Raw genomic sequence first — 18,846 nt, forward strand, 5'->3', positions numbered from 1 at the left:
CGCGCCGCCGGAAGGGGAGCGGCGACGCGACGACAGGGGGAAGCAGTGCGCCGCGCGTGATGCGCGGCGCCGCGGCGCGTTACTGCGCCGATGCGAGGTGGTGGCGTTCCGCGAGCTTCTGCGCGTCCGCGTAGTGCTTCTGCAGGATCGGCAGCGACTGGCGTGCGACTTCCTTCAGCTTCGTGTCGCGGCCCGACGCGATTTCGGCCTGGAATGCCGAGATGGCCTTCTGCTGGCCGGCGAGCGCGACCTGCTCGATATACGCCTTGTCGAACTCGGCGCCGCGCAGGTTCTTGATGCTGCCCAGCACGGCCGTATCGGGGTCGTTGGCCGGCACGTCGACGCCGCGCGGGCTGGCCGCGCGCATCGCCTGGATGATCTTTTCATCGTCGGTCGACACGCGTTGCGCGAACGCCTTGACCTGACTGTCCGACGTGCGCGAATCGGCGATACGTGCCGCGTCGTGCTGCGTCGACACGGTCTTCGTGCCGTCGGTGATGAAGGCCTGGTCGGCTTCGTGGATCCGCGTCGCGGCGGCGGCCGGTGCGTTCGGCGAGGCCGGTGCCGGTTGTGCGGTTTGCGCGGTCGCCGTCACGGCGACGAGAAGCAGGCCAGCGGCAGACAATGCAAGGCGCGAGAGTTGGGGAAAGCGGTTCATGGGACCTCCTTTCGATCGGGGCTCTGGTTGAAAAACGGATCACGGGATCCGTCGCTGTGCGAGAGACCGGGCGCGCCCGGGCCGGATTCGACCGCCGCTCTGCCGCGGCGCCGGTCGAAGTGTTTCCCGGCCCGACTGATTCTAGGAGAGCGATCCGGTAGCAGGTGCAACCGCGCTGTGGTTTGTGTAACGGTTGGTAAGACGAATCGATGAGCCAGCACGCCGACAGGTAGTGCGTACCTGTTGCGTGTGCGACGGCGGCAATTTTTGCGCGCCTGACGCGTGCGGGATGCACGTGGGTGTCATCCGCTTTTCATCGTCGTGCGGCTGTGTCGTGCGATGACGTGCGCATCGCGCGATGGGGCGAACCGGACGCGCAAAGCGCGCGCATGCGTCACACGCGATCGAGCAATGCGTCGAGACGCGGCAGCAACGGTGTCGCACAATGCGCCTGCAGCGCGTCCGGCGCGGTATAGCCCCACGCGATGCCCTGGAATGCGATGCGTGCGCGTCGCGCCGCGTCGGCGTCGCGGATTTCATCGCCGACGTACAGCACTTCGTCGCTGCGCACGCCGGCCTCGTGAACGAGCGCGCGCAGGCGACGTGCCTTGCCGAACAGCGGAATGCCGCATGCGAAATGCTCGACACGGCTGCTGGCATGCGGGCCGAGCCGGTCACGCACGATCGCCTCGGTATTCGACGTGGCGATCGCGATGCGGATGCCGCGCGCGGCGAGCGCGTCGAACGTTTCGGCAACGCCGGGGAACAGCGCCACTTGCGCGACACGCGGCTGCATCAGGCGGCGCATGTCGATCGTCACGCGCGGCACTTTCCACATCGGCACGTCGAGCGCGCGAATGATGTCGCGCGCCGACATGCCGCGCAGCGCCGGGCGCAGCTCGGGCGTGGCGTCGCGAAAGCCGTGCAGGCGCGACGCTTCCGACAGCGCGGCGAGAAAGATGTCGAGCGAATCGGCGAGCGTGCCGTCGAAGTCGAATGCGATGAGGCGGTAGGGCATGAAGCGGTGTGGCGAGTTGATGGGGCTGGCGACATTGTCACCGAATCTGCTGAAAGCCGAGCTCGTAGTCGCCGCTCGCGACGACCGATGCGACCGGATGGCTGGTGCGGACGAGCGACATGCGAGAGAAAGCCCGGTATGCTGTCCGGCACCCGCAATGACGGTTTCCCGATGCACATTCGTTTCCGGATCGATTACATGACAATCACTCGTGCACGTCTTGCAATGTGGATGCTGGGTGCAGCCTTTACGTTGGCAGCCGCGACGCAGGTATCTGCCGCACCGGAAAAGCGTTGCGGATGGCTTGAGAATCCGTCGCCGGCCAACTGGTGGCTGAACGACAAGGACGGCACCTGGACACTCTTGACGATGGGCAACGAGCCGGTGCCGGGCCTCGACAAGATGCCCGACATGTCGACGAAGGGCTGGGTCGTCACCAACGCCGGCGGGCATGGCTACGGTTGTGCATGCCTCGACCTCGAAATCGACCCGCGCACGCGCGAGGTGACGCGGATAGTCGCGGCGCGGCCGCTGCCGTTGAAGCGTTGCAAGGCAGATCGCGCGTTGCGGGCGCCATGACCCGCGGGGCGATGCTATTCGTAGTGGTAACGGCAGGACACGATGCTGATCTGCAAGTCGTCAGCCTCGTAGACCAGACGGTTCGTGTCGTCGATACGGCGTGACCAGAAGCCGGAGAGATTGGCCTTTAACGGTTCGGGTTTGCCGATGCCTTCGAACGGCGTTCGCTGGGCTTCGCGAATGAGCTGGTTGATACGCTTGAGCGTCTTGCGATCCTGCCCCTGCCAGTAGACATAGTCGTCCCACGCGTCGGAAGTAAAGAGCCCGCGGCGTACACTCATTCGTCATCCGCCGCGAGCTTGTGTTCCTTTGCCTTGCCCTTGCGCAGTTGCGCGATCGAACGCTCGAGATGGGCGACGTTGGCCGGCGAGCGCAGCAAGTGCACCGTCTCCATCAAGCTGTCGTAGTAGTCCTGCGACATGATGACGGCGTTCGGCGCATCGCGGCGCGTGATGAGCGTCACGTCCGCATCGTCGACGACCTGGTCGATAACAGTCTTCAGATTGCCACGGGCGTCCGAAAAATGAATCGTGCGCATGATTGCCTCACTTGTACATATAACCGTACAAGTTTACCACAGTCGATAAAGGTGTACGGTTTGCTGTACAAGTCGACCCGCCCCAGCTTCGTTACACACCAGAATCGTCCGGAATGAGCATGCGCGCCGTCTGGCCATGGCGACAAGTGTCGCCGCTTGTAGCCCGCCGCGCCGCGCGGTATCGTCAGCGTCTCGTCTTCCACCACCCCAACCGGAGACCGACGTGCCCGCTGCCACCCCTGCCACCCCCGCCACGCTGAGATTTTCCACCGACAAGCGCGAACTCGACGTCGACGCGATCTTCGACTTCCTGCATCGCGACGCGTACTGGTCGCAGGGCATTCCGCGCGACGTGGTCGAGCGGGCGATCGAGGGCTCGCTGTGTTTCGGCGCCTACGTGGGCGACCGGCTCGTCGGGTTCGCGCGTCTCGTGACCGATCACGCGACGTTCGCTTACCTGTGCGATGTGTTCGTGCTGCCGGCCGAGCGCGGCAACGGCTACGGCCGCGCGCTGATCGACCACGTGTTTGCACAGGACGTGGTGCAGGGCCTGCGCCGCATCATGCTCGTGACGTCCGATGCGCACGCGCTGTACCGGCCGGTCGGCTTCGAGCCGTGCGCGAATCCGGAGCGCGTGATGGAGATCCGCCGCCCGGACATCTACGCGAAACGCTGACGCGCGGCGCAGCGCATACAATACGCGCTTTCCGTTTTTGCCGAAGAGAAGCCCATCATGACCGAACAGGAAGCCGAACAGCTCGCGACGCATCGCCATTACAAGGGCGGGCTGTACCGCTACATCGGCGTTGCTCGCCATTCCGAAACCGAGGAATCGGTGGTCGTGTACGAACACCTGTGGCCGCATGCGCGCGGGCTGTGGGTCCGGCCGGAAGCGATGTTCAACGGGAACCTCGAAGACGGCACCTCGCGTTTCCGCAAGCTGCGCGACTGATCGACGGCCGGCGGCGCGCGCCGCCGCCGTGCCAGCCGGCTGCGTGGACGGCTACGCGCCGGCCAGCGCCTTCACCAGCTCCGGCGGGGCCTGCTGCCCGACCGTGACCTCCGGCGTGCCGTGCCATGCCGCAAGCTTCTTCACCGCCTTCGCGACATCGGCTGCGAGCCCCGTGCCGAACCGCACGCCCGGCTCGACATGCACGGCCTTCAGTTCGAACGTGCCGAGCGTGCGATGCGCCTTCGCGTCGATGCGCCCGACCAGCCGCCCGCGATGCAGTACCGGCAGGCAGAAATAGCCATAACGCCGTTTGTGCCCGGGCGTATAGCATTCGATCGTGTAGTCGAAACCGAACAGCGTCGACGCCCGCCGCCGGTCCCATACCACCGGATCGAACGGCGACAGCAGCGTCGTGACCGTCGAGCGCAGCGTGTCGGCCTCCGCGGCCGGCAGCAACGCTTCGAGCGAGCGATGCACGTAGGCCGGCTCCTTCCAGTCGTCGATCGCCACCGGGATGAGGTCGCCCGCGCCGGCGAGCTGCTCGAGCTCCGCGCGGTAGGAGCGGCGCGGCAGCCGATAGTAGTCGGCCACCCAGTCCGCGCGCACGACGCCGAGCGCCCGGCACGTGTAGTCGAGCAGCGCGGGCAGCACGGCGCTGCGCGGCGGCAGGTCGCGCGTGTCGTCCCAGTCGGGCAGCACGCGCTCGCGCACGTCGTACACGCGCTGGAAATTGCGGCGTTCCGACACCATCAGGTCGCCCGTCGTGAACAGCACTTCCAGGTGGCGCTTCTCGGGCTTGCGATCCCACCAGCCATTGCCTTTCGCGCCATCCTCGCGGGCAAAATCGGCCGACCGTACCGGGCCCTCGGCGCGAATCCGCGCGAGCAGCCGCTCGATGTCGGGACGATTCTGCTCATGCCATTCGGCCGCGTATTTCCAGCCCATTCCCGACGGATCGAGCATCTTGTAGCGCATCAGGCCGAACTGCTCGACCGGCAGGAAGCACGCTTCGTGCGACCAGTATTCGAACAGGCGCGCCTCGGCGAGATGTTCGTCGAGCCACTGCGGCGAGAAATCGCCGAGACGGCTGAACAGCACGAGATACGGGCTGCGCGCGACGACGTGAATGGTATCGATCTGCAACTGCGCCATCCGGCGGATCGTGTCGAGCACGTCGGATTTGGTTGCCTTGCGGCGGGGCGGCGTCAGCAGGCCTTGCGCGGCGAGATGCAGCGCGCGGGCGGCGGCGGTCGAGAGCGTCAGCATCGGAAGGGCGGCCGGGAGTGATGGTCGGGAACCACTTTAGCGCGAAAGCGGCGCACGCGTGCGACGTGCCGATGCACCGCGTCTGACAATGGTTGACAGATGCGTTGCGCAAGTTTCCCTATAGTGCAGTTCATGGCGCAACGATAAACACGCGCAACGCTTTTGCTTCCGACGCACATATGTCCATGGCACGCAGGAAGCGAATCCGGGATTCTCAACCCCCATCGGGAGACCCGGAGCCCTGAGCGGACATCCATGCGGCTGTGCACCGGCCCCGTGTGGATGTCCGCTGATTTTTTTTATTTTCCGGTTTGCTTCGCGGGCGGTTTTTCCTTTTGCCCGTTCGGCCCCTCTCGCGATTTCCCGCTCGTCCGCCTGGTGGCTATTGCCGCTTGCCGCGCGCGACTTCGTCGCCGGCGCCGGGCGGCAGCCGCCGCGTGATCGGAATCGACGCGAACGAGCACAGCCCGACCACGAGAAACGCGGGCCAGAAATCCGACCACATCATCTTCTGATGGCCCTGCAGCCAGTGCGAAATGTGCAGCACGAGGCCGGCGACCGTCACGCCGAGGCCGAGCGACATCTGCTGCACGACGCTGCCGAGGCTCGTCGCGCGGCCCGCGTCGCGCGGCGAGATGTCCGCGTAGATCATCGAGTTCAGGCTCGTGAACTGCAGCGCCGGGAAGATGCCGCCGACGAGCACGATCAGCCAGATCGCCCAGGTCGCCATGCCGGGATGGAACACGCCGTACGCGGCGATCGCGAGCCCCGCGAAGGCCGCGTTGTAGATCAGCACCGTGCGGAAGCCGAAGTGGCGCAGCGTATGGGTGGCCGTCGAGCGGCTCATCGCGCCGCCGAACGCGGACGCGCACGTGATGAGCCCCGAATGGAACGCGCTCATGCCGAGCCCTTCCTGCAGCGCGAGCGGCAGCAGGAACGGCACCGCGCCAAGGCCGATACGGAACAGCGACCCGCCGACGACGCTCGCGTGATACGTGGGGATCTTGAGGAAGCTGAGGTCGAGCACCGGGCGCTCCTTGCGGCGCGCGTACGGTACGTACAGCGCGAGCAGGACGGTGCCCGCCACGCACATGACGAGCGCGTTCGAGCGTGACGTGAGCGCGCCGTCGATCAGCGTGAGGCCCATCAGCAACAGCGCGGCGCCGCTGGCCGACAGCAGGAAGCCGAACCAGTCGAGCGGGCCCGGATCGGGCTCGCGCGTGTTCGCGATGTGCTTGCTGGCGAGGTAGATCCCGTAGATGCCGATCGGCACGTTGATGAAGAAGATCATCCGCCAGTGCAGGTAGGTCGTGATGAAGCCGCCGACGAGCGGCCCGACCGTGGGCCCGAACAGCGCGGGAATCGCGAGGTAGTTCATCGCGCGCACGAGATCCGAGCGCGGCACGGCGCGGAAGATGATGATGCGGCCGACGGGCACCATCATCGCGCCGCCCACGCCCTGGATGAAGCGCGCGAACGTGAGCACGCCGAGGGAATTGGAGGCCGCGCACATCAGCGAGCCGACGACGAAGATGCCGATCGCGGTGCGGAATACGGAACGTGCGCTGAAGCGGTCGGCCAGCCAGCCGCAGATCGGGATGAACACGCCAAGCCCGACGACGTAGGCCGTGATCGCAATGTTCAACGTGACGGGGCTGTGCCCGAAGTCCCTCGCCATCGCGGGGAGGGCGGTGACGATGATGTTCGCGTCGACGCTTTCCATGAACAACGCACAGGCAACGATGAGCGGTGCTAGAAAGACGGGCGACATGGGCTGGGCGCGCGGTAAAGGCGCCATTATGCCCACAATGTGACCGTTGAGTCACGTACGACAACAGTTGTTCCGCATGTTGCAACAGTCGTCCTGGTTGGCGGTGGCGTGGAAAGAACGACTGCATGACGCTGCCGCGCGGGCAGGCTGCGCGATGCGCCGCGCCCGACTTCATCGAGCACGAACTGCTCGCGATCGTGAACGGGCGCGTCGATGCAGCGGGCGCGCTCGGCGAGACCGATGCGGATGCGCTCGACGCGTGTGCGTGGCGGGCCACGCGCGGTTGTCGGCGCCAGTCGCACGAATCGAAACTTGCTTGATCTGCACGTTTCGTGCGACAGTCGGACCCACTCGCATCACAAAACGACGCGCATCGATCGAGGGCCATCGAGACGAGCGCGCGCGCGAACGAGACCTCGTGCCGACCCACTCACCATCGAAAGGAGGGGACACGTCATGACGTCACGTCGTGCCGCATCGATCGCATCGCGCTTCTCGAGTCGCTTCTCAAGTCCTGACTCAGCACGTCTCGCACCACCTCTCGCGCCACCCGCGCCGCGTCTTCGCTGGGCTGCCGCGCTGGCCGTCGCGTATCTCGCCGTCGCCGGCTGCGCCGCGCAGGCCGACAACGCGAACCAGGCCGCCGCGCAGGCGGCTGCCCAGCCGGTACCGCCGGCTACGGCCGCGGTTGCCGTCCCCGCATCGGGTGCGCTGCTGCCGCCGCCGAGCCAGCTCTACGGCGACCTGTTCGTCGCGGTGCAGACCGCGCAGCTCTATCCCGACCAGAAGACCTTCGTCGACGCGACGCCCGATGGCGATCCCGCGACGATCGTGCAGTTGTATCAGCAACAGAAATCGCAGCCGGGTTTTTCGCTGAAGGCGTTCGTCGCGCAGCATTTCACGCCGCCGCCGGAAGGCGGCGTGACGCCGCCGCCGAACCAGACGCTGCGCCAGCACATCGACTGGCTGTGGCCGCAGCTCACGCGCACGAGCACGACGGTGCCGCCGTACAGCTCGCTGATCCCGCTGCCGAAGCCGTATGTCGTGCCTGGCGGCCGCTTCCGCGAAGGCTACTACTGGGACACCTATTTCACGATGCTCGGGCTGCAGGTGTCGGGCCGCGAGGATCTCGTCGACAACATGCTCGACAACTTCGCCCATCTGATCGACACGATCGGGCACATCCCGAACGGCAACCGCACGTACTACGCGAGCCGCTCGCAGCCGCCGTTCTTCGCGTACATGGTCACGCTCGCCGCGCAGGCCGAAGGCGACAAGGTCTATCAGAAATACCTGCCGGCACTGCGCAAGGAACATGCGTACTGGATGCAGGGCGAAGCCACGACGCCGCACGGGCAGGCCACGCGCCATGTGGTCGCGATGCCCGACGGCGCGGTGCTGAACCGCTACTGGGACGCGAGCGATACGCCGCGCGACGAGTCGTATCTCGAGGACGTGACGACCGCGAAGTCGGTGCCGGCGCGTCCGGCGAACGAGGTCTACCGCGACCTGCGCGCGGGCGCCGAAAGTGGCTGGGACTACAGCTCGCGCTGGTTCGGCGACGGCAAGACACTCGCGACGATCCGCACGACGTCGATCGTGCCGGTCGACCTGAACAGCCTGATGTTCCATCTCGAGACGACGATCGTGAAGGGCTGCGCGGTCACGCGCGACGTGGCGTGCGTGACCGATTTTTCCGCGCGCGCGGCGCGGCGGGCGGCCGCGATCAACCGCTATCTGTGGAACCGCAAAGGCTACTACGGCGACTACGACTGGCAGCAGCGCAAGCCGCGCGACGCGGTGACGGCCGCCGCGCTGTATCCGTTGTTCGCGGGCGTGGCGTGGCCCGAGCGCGCGAAGGCGACCGCACGCGAGGTGCGCAAGACGCTGCTGCAGCCGGGCGGCCTCGCGACGACCACGGAGAACACGGGGCAGCAGTGGGATGCGCCGAACGGCTGGGCGCCGTTGCAGTGGATCGCGATCGACGGGCTGCGCCGCTATGGCGAACCGGCGCTTGCGAAGGACATCGGCACGCGCTTCCTGTCCGACGTGAAGCATGTGTATGCGACCGAAGGCAAGCTCGTCGAGAAGTACGTGGTCGAAGGCGCCGGCACGGGCGGCGGCGGGGGCGGTGAATATCCGCTGCAGGACGGTTTCGGCTGGACCAACGGCGTCACGCTGAAACTGCTCGGGCTGTACGGCGAGTGACGCGCGGCGCGGGCCGCGCGCTGGGGTTGCAAGAGAACGCACGGGCTGGGCGGTCGCGCAAGCGGCCGTCCGGCCCGTGTCTGCTTCGGGCCTGCTTTAGAACGTGATCGTCGTGCGCACGCCCACGACCGTTTCGTCGCCGATGCGCGCACCGGCCGCGTTCGGGTTCGGGATGCCGCCGCCCGGACGGAAGAAGTGCTGCAGGTCGGCCTGCAGCTGCCACCACGGCGTGACCTGGTACTGGTACGTCGCTTCGACGACCGTCTCCGCGCGGCGCACCGGATAGCCGGGCGTCGTATAGACGCCGGTGTCGCCGTCGAGGCCGCGCGCATGCGAGCCGATCTTCGCGTAGCCGACCGCGATGCCCGCGACGTCGTTGTCGCGTCCCTTGAACGGCGCCTTCAGCGTCACGCCTGCGTTCGCCGCGAAATCGACGGTATTGCGATCGCCCGGCGCACCCATCACGCGCGCGAACACGTTGACCGAGCGCGGGCTGTCGGCCGACGGCCGCCACACCATCTGGTCCGCGACCGCGTAGAACGAGTAGTTGCCGCGATGGGTTGCGGCAATGCCGTTGCTGGCGGGATCCGCGAGCGACAGGCCGTCGGTGCCGTAGCGCGGGTCGTTCGCATGCTGCGACTGATACCAGAAGCCGAGCTTGTACGTGCCAGGCAGGCCGGCCGGTTGCGGCGCCTTCGGATCGGCGGGCGGCGCGTTCAGCGCGTACTGCACTTCGCCGATCACGAATGCGCCGCTGCGCAGGTTGAAGTTGGTGCCGTGCGCGTTCAGCACCTGCGCATCGCCGTCGCTGCGGCCGGCCGGGTTGCCGTCGAACACGCCGACCATCGCGGTCCACGCATCGGACGGCTTCACGCGCAGCCGCACGCCGAGCGACGACAGCGGATAGGCGGGGCCGCCGGCCGGCAGGTCGGTCGACGGCAGCACGGGCCAGCCGAACGTGGCGTTCATGAACGTCGCCGCGTTCTGGCTCACCATGAATTCCTGGTCGACGCTTTGCTGGCCGACCTTCACGTCGACCTTGCCGTCGAGCAGCGACTGCTGGTACCAGAGCTCCCACAGGCGCGTGGTCGAATTCGCCTCGATGCCGGTTGCGGTCTGCAGCGTCTGCAGATTGCGCTGCGTGAGGTTGGTGCCGTGAATCTGCAGTGCCGACACGTTGAACGTGCCGCCCGGCAGGCCGACCGCCTTGCCCGTGTCGACGTTGAAACCGAATTGCGTGAGCCCCTGGTACGCGCCGCCGCGATGCGTGCCGCCCGATGTGTTGTACAGGTACTCGCTGGTTTCCTGCAGGCTCAGCGTGATGCCGTGATCGCCGAGCACGTCGCGCAGGCCGCCCATGTTGCCGAGCAGGTTCGAGCGCTCCCAGAAGCCGGTGGGGGCGGGCGCGGCAGCATCGGCGGCCTGTTGTGCGGGAGCGGCGGCGTCGCTGGCGCCGGCCGCCGGTTCGGCCGCGGCCGGCGACGACGCTTGCGCGAACGCGGACGTGGCGGCGAGCGACAGCAGCAGCGTGGCGAGCGCATTGACGCGGCGCTTGCGCGGGACGGGTTCGAGGTAGTTCTTCATGTGGGTTCCGTTGGCGGTTTGATTAATTGGGCTGAAGAAACGAAAACGTGTTGCGGGAAGCGTGGCGAGACGAGACGGTCGCGCGGCGGCACCTGGCGCGTGGCGCTGCCGCATGCCGGCGGGGCTTACGGCAGCCAGCCGCCGATGCGGCCCACCTGCGCGAAGCCGAGGCGCGATGCGGCCGAGCACAGCAGCGCGACGAGGGCGACCGCGGCGGCCATCACGGCGACCAGCAGGCAGTCGAGCAGGCGGGGCGCGGCCGGCACGTGGGCGAGCGCCGTGCCGCGCCAGTTGCTGAACGCGTGGGCGAGCGGCGACAGGCCGGAGACGAACGAGCGGTCGCATGCGACATGCACGATGCGCTTGAGTCTGACCGCGAACGATTGAAAAAACATGACGCTGCCTCCGTCGTGTCCGGCTCGGGCCGGACGACGTGGTCGAGCGCGGGCGCATGACGCGGCCTGCGATCGGAGGGTGGAACGTAACGGAGCGTGCAACGGACGAACCGGCGATGACCGGCTCGGGAGGAAGCGCGCTAACCCGACGAATGCGAGTTAGCGGCGAAAGACATGCGTCTGGCTGCTATCTCGCGATGGCTTGGCCGGCCTGGACCGGCATCGAACTGCAACTAGAGCATGTGTCCACGGAGGGACTCCCTTGATGAATTGCGGCGGATTGTATTCGCGTCGTTTGCTGCAGCGCAAGTAAAAAACGCATAAAAATGGCGCACGTTGCGCGGGCGCTTCGGCGGCCCGTTCCGGCACGGGACGGGCAACGGATCGGCAACGAAGGGGCGCGACCGGACGGGGTGCCGCGTTGTTCATACGCATCGATCCCCGGTTGCACCGCATGCGCTGAAAGGTTGCGTCACGTGTTTTCAAGGGCAATTCTTTCAGTGATGTGACGCGCGAAAATTATTTCGAGAAATGGGGTTTGGAGGGGTTGACTTCACTTTTGGGCGGTCCATAGAATCCGGCATCTTCACTCTTGGGGCCGCCGCCTTGGACGCCTGCAGTAGTCGATCTTCGAACGAAATTTCCGCCTGAGCGACCGACGTCCGCGCCTCATCGAAGCCGCCGTTTGTCTCCCAGGCAAACGGTGCGCGCAGCAGTACTCCGCAGCAAATTCCTACGTGCACCCTGATTCGCGCCGGTTAGCGTGATGCGTTTTCGCATGCGCCCGCCGGTTTCACCGCCGCCTGGCAGGCGGCCGCGTTCGCGCACGCCTTTCGTCGGCTCGCGAATCCCGGCCCGCCCGCCTGACGGCGGTCAACCGTGTTCTCCGGAACACCGCACAGGAGCCGCCATGAACGACAGTGACAGTTGTCCCTTATGCCCGTTGCACGCACAGACCCTTTTGAACCCGGGTCGCAGGGACAATCCGGCCGACTAGCCTGACACGTCGTTCAGGCCCCGGACTGGCCCCGCGCCCCACACGCGGCCGGCAGCCTGCCGTCGCCGCACGGAGCCAGATCATGAACTTCGGCCTTCTGCTGTCGAATCTCCCGCACGTCACCGAATCGCGCAACCACTACGAAGCGATGCTGACGCTCGACGCCCGTCCGCGGGTGTTCGCCCGCCTGTTGAACCAGCTGAAAGCGTTGATCCACTGAGCAGGAAGTACCGAGCGCGCCTCGGCATGCGCACGCACGGCCGCCATCGCGCGTCCGCCCCGCGCGTATTCCAAGGTCACACGCTCTTCAGATAACCCTTAGCCGTACGGAATAAATCATGTCCACGCCATCCAACGTTTCTCCACCGATCGCCGCCGAACGCAGCGCCGTGCTCGACGAAGCCCACCTGGGCGATATCCGCGGCGCGCTCGGCACGATCGCGCGTCACGACACCGGTGCACGCGGCACGTGGTGGGCGCGTCTGCGCACGCTGCTCGCGATCATCGGCCCGGGCCTCATCGTGATGGTCGGCGACAACGACGCCGGCGCATTCGGCACCTACACGCAGGCCGGCCAGAACTACGGCACGACGCTGCTGTGGACGCTGCTGCTGCTCGTGCCCGTGCTGTACGTGAACCAGGAAATGGTGCTGCGCCTCGGCGCGGTCACGGGCGTCGGCCACGCCCGCCTGATCTTCGAACGCTTCGGCAAGTTCTGGGGCGCGTTCAGCGTGATCGACCTGTTCCTGCTCAATGCGCTCACCATCGTCACCGAGTTCATCGGCATCACGTTCGTGCTGGATTTCTTCGGGCTGCCGAAGGTGGCCGGCGTGTGCGTGGCCGCGGCGTTGACCATGGCCGCGGTGAGTACGGGCGACTTCAGGCGCTTCGAGCGATTCGCGATCGGGTTGTGCCTGCTGAGCCTGCTGCTCGTGCCGGTGCTCGTGGCGATCCATCCGCCGGTCGGGCAGATCACGCGCGATTTCTTCATCCCGAACTGGCCCGCGCATTCGAAGCTGTCGGACGTGATGCTGCTCGTGATCGGCATCGTCGGTACGACCGTCGCACCCTGGCAGCTGTTCTTTCAGCAGAGCTACGTGATCGACAAGCGCATCACCCCGCGCTTCATGAAGTATGAAAAGGCGGACCTGTGGATCGGCATCGCCTTCGTGCTGGTCGGCGCGGTCGCGATGATCGCGTTCTCGGCCCAGCTGTTCTCGGGTCATCCGGAATTCGGCAACTTCACCGATGCCGGCGGCGTGATCGCGGGCCTCGAGAAGTATTCGGGCCGCACGAGCGCGACGCTGTTCGCCGTCGCGCTGCTCGACGCGTGCATCATCGGCGCGGCGGCCGTCTCGCTGTCGACCGCCTACGCGATCGGCGACGTGTTCAAGATCCGTCACTCGCTGCACCGCAACGTGTCGGATGCGAAGGGCTTCTATCTCGTCTACTTCGGCATCGTCGCGGCCGCCGCTGCGCTGGTGCTGATCCCGGGCAGCCCGCTGGGCCTGCTGACGGAAGCCGTGCAGACGCTCGCGGGCGTGCTGCTGCCGAGCGCCACCGTGTTCCTGCTGCTGCTCTGCAACGACAAGCAGGTGCTCGGCCCGTGGATCAACTCGACGAAGCTCAACGTGTTCACCGGCGCGGTGATCTGGGTGCTCGTGATGCTGTCGATCATCCTGACCGCATCGGTGATGTATCCGGACATCAGCGGCGAAGCGATCATCGACGTGCTGGTGGGCGGCAGCGTGCTCGCGATCGTCGGCTATCTCGCGACGGTGCTGATCCGCCGCAACAAGCGCGTCGTCGAACCGGGCGTCGACCGTACGCAGCGCGATACGTGGCGCATGCCGCCGCTCGAGACGCTCGAGCCGCAGAAGATGACGATGACGACGCGCGTGTGGATGGCCGTGCTGCGCGGCTATCTCGTGATCGCGGTCGGTCTCGTGATCGTCAAGGTAGTGCAGATGACGCTGCTGAAGTAACGCAGGTCGTCTTCCAGGAAGCGGCGCCGGACCCGGCACCGCGCCGCAACCCGTACATGCCGGCCCGCGAGGCCGGCATGTGCGTTTACGCGTCCGCTTGCGACAGGCCGCGCACGCCGCGCGACCGTCAGATCAGCTCGAGCTTCGACGTCAGGTACGTGAGCTGGATCCGGTTCGCGACGCCGAAGCGCTTGCGCAGTTTGCGCAGGTGATAGTCGACGTTGTGCGCGCTGGTGTCGAGGCGCCGGCCGATCTCCTTGTCCGAGGCGCCTTCGGCGATGCCGAGCAGCAGCTCCTGCTCGAACGGCGTGAGCCCGTTCACCGCGCGCTCGCGCGACGTCGAGATCAGCTGCGGCGACGCGAACTTGTGCACCGACAGCCCGATCGACAGCGCCTGCTCGATCGTCGCCGGCGTGATCCATTCACGCGTGCGGCGCGGCGCGGTGAAGCTCATGAACGCATGCAGCCGCGTGCCGGGCACGGCCATCGAATACATGATGCCGCTGCACATTCCGTCGTCGTGCATCGTCTGCAGGAAGCCGTCGAGCGCGGCCGGCGTCGCGCGCGGGCCGTCGTCGCGCTCGCGGTGTTCGCGGCGCAACTGCTGCAGGTCCCACACGATCGGCATGTTGCAGACGCGCGCGCCGAGCGTGCGCGGGTCGATGTCGTGATGGTTGTGCCGCACGTAGTCGCCGCGATAGGTGGCCGGCGTGAAGGCTTCGTGCAGGTAGAGACTTTCGACGCGCTCGTGCGCGAATTCGAGCGCGAAGTACGCGAACGTCGAGAAGCCCGTCAGGTGCAGCAGGCTCGCGACGATGCGGCTGCGCTCGGCCGTGCTCTGCGCGTGCGCGAGCGTATCGGCGACGCCGAGCTTCGGCGCGTGCGGCTGCGTGAGCTCGCCGCGCTTCACGTCGTCGCACCAGACGACCTGCACGGGGCGCTCCCGCAGCACGTCCGGGCACGCGTTCGACCCGTGCGTCGGGCGGGGAAAGGTTGGGGCGACCGCTTCTTCATGCAATGCAATATCGGACATGTGCCATCCCTCGGAATCGACGCGCATCGCCTGGCGGCGGCCGTATCGTGTACGGCGTTCGTGGCGGTGCGATCGAGCATCGTGTGATATGCGCCGATCGTCATCCCTGACGAAACGCGGGGGCATTGTACAAAAATGCCTGTGTATGCGTAATATGCCGTAATACTAATGGCGGCGGAAGATTCCTATTCGCACGCCGATAACGAAGACCAGACAATCCATAAAGAAAAGACCAGATCGTGACGGGGCGCAGTTTCACATATTGGGAAAGGGCGGGCTCCTCATGACATATGCTGACGGCGCACCACGCGTCGAGTGGTTTTCGCAGGCCGATATCGCAACGACTGCGGCTTATTCGAATCAATATCAGGCAATCGGGCACGACGTTTTTACCGGCACTCAAATTGAATCCGGTAAAACCGACCTCACTCCGGTCGATTTCGCGCAATGCCATGCGCGCTTGCGGCAAATCGGTTTCAGTACGCTCGGTTACGGCGCTTTCGAAATGATCGGGCGGCGCATCCTGTGCGCGCATCTGCTGCGCGACCTCGCGCCCGCGACATTCATGCAGCCATTTATCGAAGGGATGCTCTACGAGAGCGATCCGCGGTTCGCGCAGGTGCGGCAGAGCGGCTTTCCGGTCGCGTGGCGGCTCGACGAGATCGAGGCGGCCGCGCAGGGCAGCGGCGACCGCAAGATGCTGGCGCTCGCCGGCCATCTGCGCGCGCATGCGATGAACAGCGGCGTGCTGTTCGGCCTGTCGGCGCCGCGTCTCGATTTGCGTGTCGCGGTGAACGTGACGTCGGAAACGCACGGCACCGACTGGATCGACGATCGCGTGATCGGCGGTGCGCTGTCGGTGAGCCTCGCGGTGCATCGTGTCGCGTTGCCGTTCCTCGAGGCACGCATCGCACGGATGCGCGGCTTCGCACTCGGCGACGAGCAACAGCAGGTGCTCGACCGTCTCGTGCACGGGCTGTCCGACCAGGAGATCGCGAGCGCGCTGCGCACGTCGCTGCACAAGGTCGGTCACCACATCCGCTCGCTCGAAAAACTCTTCAACGTGCAGAACCGCGCACAGCTTGCGTATCTGGCGGCGCGCCGGATGCCGTCCTGACGCGGTCCGTTCCCCGTTTTTCCGCGTGACCCGATGATCGCCGGGCCGGCCCGTCCGTGGCCGGCCCGGCGGGGCACGTCGGCCGCGCGGACCGTCGTGATGCACGCACGCTGCTTGACAGCGTTTTTTTCGAGTGATTGCAGCATTCACCAGTGAATTATTGCTGATTTATTTCTTCGTAATATGGCTCGACCGTCACGCCGGACGGCGGGCCGCGAGGTTGCGCCATGCGTGACGGAACTGGTCAACAGGGGCAGACAAATCAATGTGCGGAATCGACGGCTTTCTGAATAGCGTCGCCTTCGATGAGGAGACAGCGCGCGGCACGCTCGCGCGCATGACGGCAAGCCTCGCGCATCGCGGGCCGGACGGACAGGGGATCTGGGTCGATCCGGAAGCCGGCATCGCGCTCGGCCACCGGCGGCTCGCGATCGTCGACCTGTCGGTGCACGGCCGACAGCCGATGGCATCCACGTGCGGCCGCTACGTCATCGTCTTCAATGGCGAAATCTACAACCATCGCGAACTGCGCGCGGAGCTCGAGCGCGCGGGGCGCGCACCGGCGTGGCGTGGCCACTCCGACAGCGAGGTGCTGATCGCGGCGATCGTCGCGTGGGGTGTCGAGGCGACGTTGCGGCGCGCGACCGGCATGTTCGCGATCGCGCTGTGGAATCGCGAATCGCGGGTGCTGACGCTCGCGCGCGACCGGATCGGCGAGAAGCCGCTCTACTATGGCCGAATCGGCGACGCGCTCGTGTTCGCGTCCGAGCTGAAGGCGCTGCGCGGCTATCCGGGCTTCGACGGCGCGATCGATCGCGACGCGTTGTGCCTGTACCTGCGCCAGTCGAGCGTGCCCGCGCCGCATACGATCTATCGTGGCATCCGCAAGTTGCCGCCCGGCACGTATATCCAGTTCGAGCATGCGCGCGACACGCCGCGCCTGCGGGCGTACTGGACGCTCGATCAGGCGATCGAGGATGGTCGCGCGCAGCCGTTCGAGGGCAACGCCGACGAGGCCGTCGGCCAGCTCGACGCGGTCTTGCGCCAGGCCGTCGCGCGGCAGATGGAGGCCGACGTGCCGCTCGGTGCGTTCCTGTCGGGCGGCATCGATTCGTCGACGATCGTCGCGCTGATGCAGGCGCAATCGTCGACGCCGGTCGATACGTTCACGATCGGCTTCCATGAAGCCGGCTACGACGAAGCCGGGTATGCGAAGGCGGTTGCGCGTCATCTCGGCACGCGTCATACCGAGCTCTACGTCACGGCCGACCACGCGCTCGGCGTCGTGCCGAAGCTGCCGTCGATCTACGACGAGCCGTTCTCCGATGCGTCGCAGATCCCGACCTTTCTCGTGTCCGAGCTGACGCGCCGGCACGTGAAGGTGAGCCTGTCCGGCGACGGCGGCGACGAGCTGTTCGGCGGCTATACGCGCTACTTCCTGACGCCGCGCCTGTGGCGCAAGCTGCATCGTGTCCCCGGTGCCGTGCGCGCACGGATCGCCGCCGCGCTGCATGCGTTGCGGCCCGATCATGCGGACCAGCTCGCGGCCGTCGCGCAGGGTGCGTGGGGCGGCGTGGAGGCACGCGAATCGGCCGCGCGCATCGGTGATCGGCTGCACAAGCTCGGCCACGTGATGACGGCCGAGAGCCGCATCGGGCTGTACCGGCTGCTGATGTCGTCGGTGCATCATCCCGAGCGCCTCGCGCTGTCGGGGCAGGAGCCGGCGACGCCGCTCGACACCGTATCCGCGTGGCCCGCGCACCTGAGCTTCGCCGAGCAGGCGATGGCGATCGATACGCTCACGTACCTGCCGACCGACATCCTCGCGAAAGTCGATCGCGCGGCGATGGCCGTGAGCCTCGAAACGCGCATGCCGTTCCTCGATCATCACGTCGTCGAGTTCGCGTGGCGCGTGCCGGCGGCGGTGCGTTTGCCGGAAGGGCAATCGAAGGCGCTGCTGCGCCGGCTGCTCGACCGGTACGTGCCGTCCGCACTGATCGACCGGCCGAAGCAGGGTTTCTGCGCGCCCGTCGATCACTGGCTGCGCGGCGCGCTGCGGGATTGGGCCGAGGCGCTGCTGCGGCCGTCGCGGTTGCGCGAGGAAGGTTTCTTCGATGCGGCCGCGGTCGAGCGCCTGTGGCGGCAGCACGTGACGGGGCGGATGAACTGGCAGCACCAGTTGTGGACGGTGCTGATGTTCCAGGCGTGGCTGGAAGCGCAGCGCGCCGCATGAGGCGGCACACTGCGCGTCGTCACTCGTCGAGGCAGCGCATGCAGCGCTGCTTCGCGGCGTTCGAGTGCAGGCCGCGGCACATCGTCATCACGGGCCGCGCATGGCACGAAGGCGGATCGGCGGACGCCGCGGGCGACGCCTGTCGGCGTGCGCGTTCGGGCGGGGTGGTCGCGGCGGCATCCATCCGTCGTTGGCGTGCGGGCGGCGTGTCGCGCCCGGCGCTGCCTTCATCGGGATTGCCGGGCGTCATCGACGCGACGTGCAGCGCGTCGTCGTCGGCTGCATGCGCAACGGGTGGCGGCGTGGCGCACACGAGCGCAACCAGCGCATACAGGCAGGCGACAACGGTTCGCGACGCGCGGATCTTCATGGTCATTCCGTTCGTTCCGGGGGCCGGCGGCGCGGAGGGCGCGCGGCTGCTGCGTCGATTGTAGGGACGACGAAGGCCGCGTGTCACGCCGGAATCCGTCGTCACGGGCATGGACGGCGATGGACGGTGCGGGCGCGGCGAA

18 protein-coding genes and 1 pseudogene are annotated in these 18,846 nt (G+C 66.8%); 9 read left to right on the forward strand and 10 right to left on the reverse strand.

Features of this window, described 5'->3' with window-relative positions; genetic code table 11:
* Positions 1–79: 79 nt before the first annotated feature.
* Together LGM56_RS02320 and LGM56_RS02325 are read right to left on the reverse strand one after the other, a co-directional pair.
* Positions 80–658 (reverse strand): DUF4142 domain-containing protein, encoded by a 579-nt coding sequence (locus LGM56_RS02320; RefSeq protein ID WP_089458612.1) that lies wholly within the window; start codon positions 656–658, stop codon positions 80–82.
* A 394-nt stretch (positions 659–1,052) separates the two neighbouring features.
* Positions 1,053–1,676, reverse strand: a complete 624-nt coding sequence (locus tag LGM56_RS02325; RefSeq protein WP_226202557.1) for an HAD hydrolase-like protein — start codon at positions 1,674–1,676, stop codon at positions 1,053–1,055.
* 138 nt (positions 1,677–1,814) lie between these two features.
* Here LGM56_RS02325 and LGM56_RS02330 point away from each other — a divergent pair, with 138 nt between their 5' ends.
* Positions 1,815–2,255: a DUF4087 domain-containing protein gene (locus LGM56_RS02330; protein WP_179254880.1), complete on the forward strand. Its 441-nt coding sequence runs from the start codon at positions 1,815–1,817 to the stop codon at positions 2,253–2,255.
* Between the two features lie 14 nt (positions 2,256–2,269).
* Here the strand turns inward: LGM56_RS02330 and LGM56_RS02335 are convergent, their stop codons facing one another.
* Entirely contained in the window at positions 2,270–2,536 is a 267-nt protein-coding gene (locus LGM56_RS02335) for a Txe/YoeB family addiction module toxin (protein ID WP_226202559.1), read from the reverse strand.
* On the reverse strand, positions 2,533–2,793 hold the full coding sequence (locus LGM56_RS02340) for a type II toxin-antitoxin system Phd/YefM family antitoxin (RefSeq protein ID WP_060968669.1): 261 nt from the start codon (positions 2,791–2,793) through the stop codon (positions 2,533–2,535). Before LGM56_RS02340 ends, LGM56_RS02335 begins: the two co-directional genes overlap by 4 nt.
* A gap of 136 nt (positions 2,794–2,929) precedes the next feature.
* On the opposite strand from LGM56_RS02340, the gene LGM56_RS02345 reads away from it, so the two are divergent.
* Positions 2,930–3,469, forward strand: a complete 540-nt coding sequence (locus LGM56_RS02345) for a GNAT family N-acetyltransferase (protein ID WP_413226733.1) — start codon at positions 2,930–2,932, stop codon at positions 3,467–3,469.
* A gap of 57 nt (positions 3,470–3,526) precedes the next feature.
* On the forward strand, positions 3,527–3,745 hold the full coding sequence (locus LGM56_RS02350; protein ID WP_226202563.1) for a DUF1653 domain-containing protein: 219 nt from the start codon (positions 3,527–3,529) through the stop codon (positions 3,743–3,745).
* A 51-nt stretch (positions 3,746–3,796) separates the two neighbouring features.
* Here the strand turns inward: LGM56_RS02350 and LGM56_RS02355 are convergent, their stop codons facing one another.
* Both LGM56_RS02355 and LGM56_RS02360 read right to left on the reverse strand, forming a co-directional pair.
* On the reverse strand, positions 3,797–5,011 hold the full coding sequence (locus tag LGM56_RS02355) for a winged helix-turn-helix domain-containing protein (protein ID WP_226202565.1): 1,215 nt from the start codon (positions 5,009–5,011) through the stop codon (positions 3,797–3,799).
* A 382-nt stretch (positions 5,012–5,393) separates the two neighbouring features.
* On the reverse strand, positions 5,394–6,782 hold the full coding sequence (locus tag LGM56_RS02360) for an MFS transporter (protein WP_226202567.1): 1,389 nt from the start codon (positions 6,780–6,782) through the stop codon (positions 5,394–5,396).
* A gap of 125 nt (positions 6,783–6,907) precedes the next feature.
* On the opposite strand from LGM56_RS02360, the gene LGM56_RS02365 reads away from it, so the two are divergent.
* Both LGM56_RS02365 and treA read left to right on the forward strand, forming a co-directional pair.
* A complete protein-coding gene (locus LGM56_RS02365; protein WP_226202569.1) occupies positions 6,908–7,102 on the forward strand; it encodes a hypothetical protein in 195 nt (64 codons plus the stop codon).
* A gap of 136 nt (positions 7,103–7,238) precedes the next feature.
* Positions 7,239–8,990: an alpha,alpha-trehalase TreA gene (treA, locus tag LGM56_RS02370; protein ID WP_226202571.1), complete on the forward strand. Its 1,752-nt coding sequence runs from the start codon at positions 7,239–7,241 to the stop codon at positions 8,988–8,990.
* 96 nt (positions 8,991–9,086) lie between these two features.
* On the opposite strand, the gene LGM56_RS02375 is transcribed toward treA, so the two are convergent.
* Positions 9,087–10,574 carry a carbohydrate porin gene (locus LGM56_RS02375; RefSeq protein ID WP_226202574.1) on the reverse strand — a complete coding sequence of 496 codons (1,488 nt, stop codon included), beginning with the start codon at positions 10,572–10,574 and terminating at the stop codon, positions 9,087–9,089.
* Between the two features lie 125 nt (positions 10,575–10,699).
* Complete coding sequence (locus LGM56_RS02380; RefSeq protein ID WP_226202576.1) at positions 10,700–10,969, reverse strand: hypothetical protein; 270 nt, start codon at positions 10,967–10,969, stop codon at positions 10,700–10,702.
* Positions 10,970–12,048: 1,079 nt separating this feature from the next.
* On the opposite strand from LGM56_RS02380, the gene LGM56_RS02385 reads away from it, so the two are divergent.
* Both LGM56_RS02385 and LGM56_RS02390 read left to right on the forward strand, forming a co-directional pair.
* Positions 12,049–12,186 carry a hypothetical protein gene (locus LGM56_RS02385; protein WP_179254881.1) on the forward strand — a complete coding sequence of 46 codons (138 nt, stop codon included), beginning with the start codon at positions 12,049–12,051 and terminating at the stop codon, positions 12,184–12,186.
* A 118-nt stretch (positions 12,187–12,304) separates the two neighbouring features.
* A complete protein-coding gene (locus tag LGM56_RS02390) occupies positions 12,305–13,951 on the forward strand; it encodes an NRAMP family divalent metal transporter (RefSeq protein WP_226202578.1) in 1,647 nt (548 codons plus the stop codon).
* Between the two features lie 127 nt (positions 13,952–14,078).
* Here LGM56_RS02390 and LGM56_RS02395 read toward each other — a convergent pair whose 3' ends face one another.
* Positions 14,079–14,984 (reverse strand): helix-turn-helix transcriptional regulator, encoded by a 906-nt coding sequence (locus LGM56_RS02395; protein ID WP_226202580.1) that lies wholly within the window; start codon positions 14,982–14,984, stop codon positions 14,079–14,081.
* A gap of 283 nt (positions 14,985–15,267) precedes the next feature.
* Here LGM56_RS02395 and LGM56_RS02400 point away from each other — a divergent pair, with 283 nt between their 5' ends.
* Both LGM56_RS02400 and asnB read left to right on the forward strand, forming a co-directional pair.
* The gene (locus LGM56_RS02400) at positions 15,268–16,101 is read left to right on the forward strand and encodes a helix-turn-helix transcriptional regulator (protein ID WP_226202582.1); all 834 of its coding nucleotides are present in this window, start codon (positions 15,268–15,270) and stop codon (positions 16,099–16,101) included.
* A 265-nt stretch (positions 16,102–16,366) separates the two neighbouring features.
* Positions 16,367–18,334: an asparagine synthase (glutamine-hydrolyzing) gene (gene asnB / locus LGM56_RS02405; protein WP_226202584.1), complete on the forward strand. Its 1,968-nt coding sequence runs from the start codon at positions 16,367–16,369 to the stop codon at positions 18,332–18,334.
* A gap of 19 nt (positions 18,335–18,353) precedes the next feature.
* Here asnB and LGM56_RS02410 read toward each other — a convergent pair.
* A pseudogene (locus tag LGM56_RS02410) lies at positions 18,354–18,545 on the reverse strand (lytic transglycosylase); the annotation flags it as partial.
* Positions 18,546–18,846: the final 301 nt, after the last annotated feature.

Source organism: Burkholderia sp. AU38729 (assembly GCF_020419725.1).
Taxonomy (GTDB): Bacteria; Pseudomonadota; Gammaproteobacteria; order Burkholderiales; family Burkholderiaceae; genus Burkholderia.

Bases quoted from the DNA above. Each gene is read 5' to 3' on its own strand.
- LGM56_RS02320 (WP_089458612.1), bottom strand. From the start codon at position 658: ATGAACCGCTTTCCCCAACTCTCGCGCCTTGCATTGTCTGCCGCTGGC.
- LGM56_RS02325 (WP_226202557.1), bottom strand. From the start codon at position 1,676: ATGCCCTACCGCCTCATCGCATTCGACTTCGACGGCACGCTCGCCGAT.
- LGM56_RS02330 (WP_179254880.1), top strand. From the start codon at position 1,815: ATGCTGTCCGGCACCCGCAATGACGGTTTCCCGATGCACATTCGTTTC.
- LGM56_RS02335 (WP_226202559.1), bottom strand. From the start codon at position 2,536: ATGAGTGTACGCCGCGGGCTCTTTACTTCCGACGCGTGGGACGACTAT.
- LGM56_RS02340 (WP_060968669.1), bottom strand. From the start codon at position 2,793: ATGCGCACGATTCATTTTTCGGACGCCCGTGGCAATCTGAAGACTGTT.
- LGM56_RS02345 (WP_413226733.1), top strand. From the start codon at position 2,930: ATGGCGACAAGTGTCGCCGCTTGTAGCCCGCCGCGCCGCGCGGTATCG.
- LGM56_RS02350 (WP_226202563.1), top strand. From the start codon at position 3,527: ATGACCGAACAGGAAGCCGAACAGCTCGCGACGCATCGCCATTACAAG.
- LGM56_RS02355 (WP_226202565.1), bottom strand. From the start codon at position 5,011: ATGCTGACGCTCTCGACCGCCGCCGCCCGCGCGCTGCATCTCGCCGCG.
- LGM56_RS02360 (WP_226202567.1), bottom strand. From the start codon at position 6,782: ATGTCGCCCGTCTTTCTAGCACCGCTCATCGTTGCCTGTGCGTTGTTC.
- LGM56_RS02365 (WP_226202569.1), top strand. From the start codon at position 6,908: ATGACGCTGCCGCGCGGGCAGGCTGCGCGATGCGCCGCGCCCGACTTC.
- treA (WP_226202571.1), top strand. From the start codon at position 7,239: ATGACGTCACGTCGTGCCGCATCGATCGCATCGCGCTTCTCGAGTCGC.
- LGM56_RS02375 (WP_226202574.1), bottom strand. From the start codon at position 10,574: ATGAAGAACTACCTCGAACCCGTCCCGCGCAAGCGCCGCGTCAATGCG.
- LGM56_RS02380 (WP_226202576.1), bottom strand. From the start codon at position 10,969: ATGTTTTTTCAATCGTTCGCGGTCAGACTCAAGCGCATCGTGCATGTC.
- LGM56_RS02385 (WP_179254881.1), top strand. From the start codon at position 12,049: ATGAACTTCGGCCTTCTGCTGTCGAATCTCCCGCACGTCACCGAATCG.
- LGM56_RS02390 (WP_226202578.1), top strand. From the start codon at position 12,305: ATGTCCACGCCATCCAACGTTTCTCCACCGATCGCCGCCGAACGCAGC.
- LGM56_RS02395 (WP_226202580.1), bottom strand. From the start codon at position 14,984: ATGTCCGATATTGCATTGCATGAAGAAGCGGTCGCCCCAACCTTTCCC.
- LGM56_RS02400 (WP_226202582.1), top strand. From the start codon at position 15,268: ATGACATATGCTGACGGCGCACCACGCGTCGAGTGGTTTTCGCAGGCC.
- asnB (WP_226202584.1), top strand. From the start codon at position 16,367: ATGTGCGGAATCGACGGCTTTCTGAATAGCGTCGCCTTCGATGAGGAG.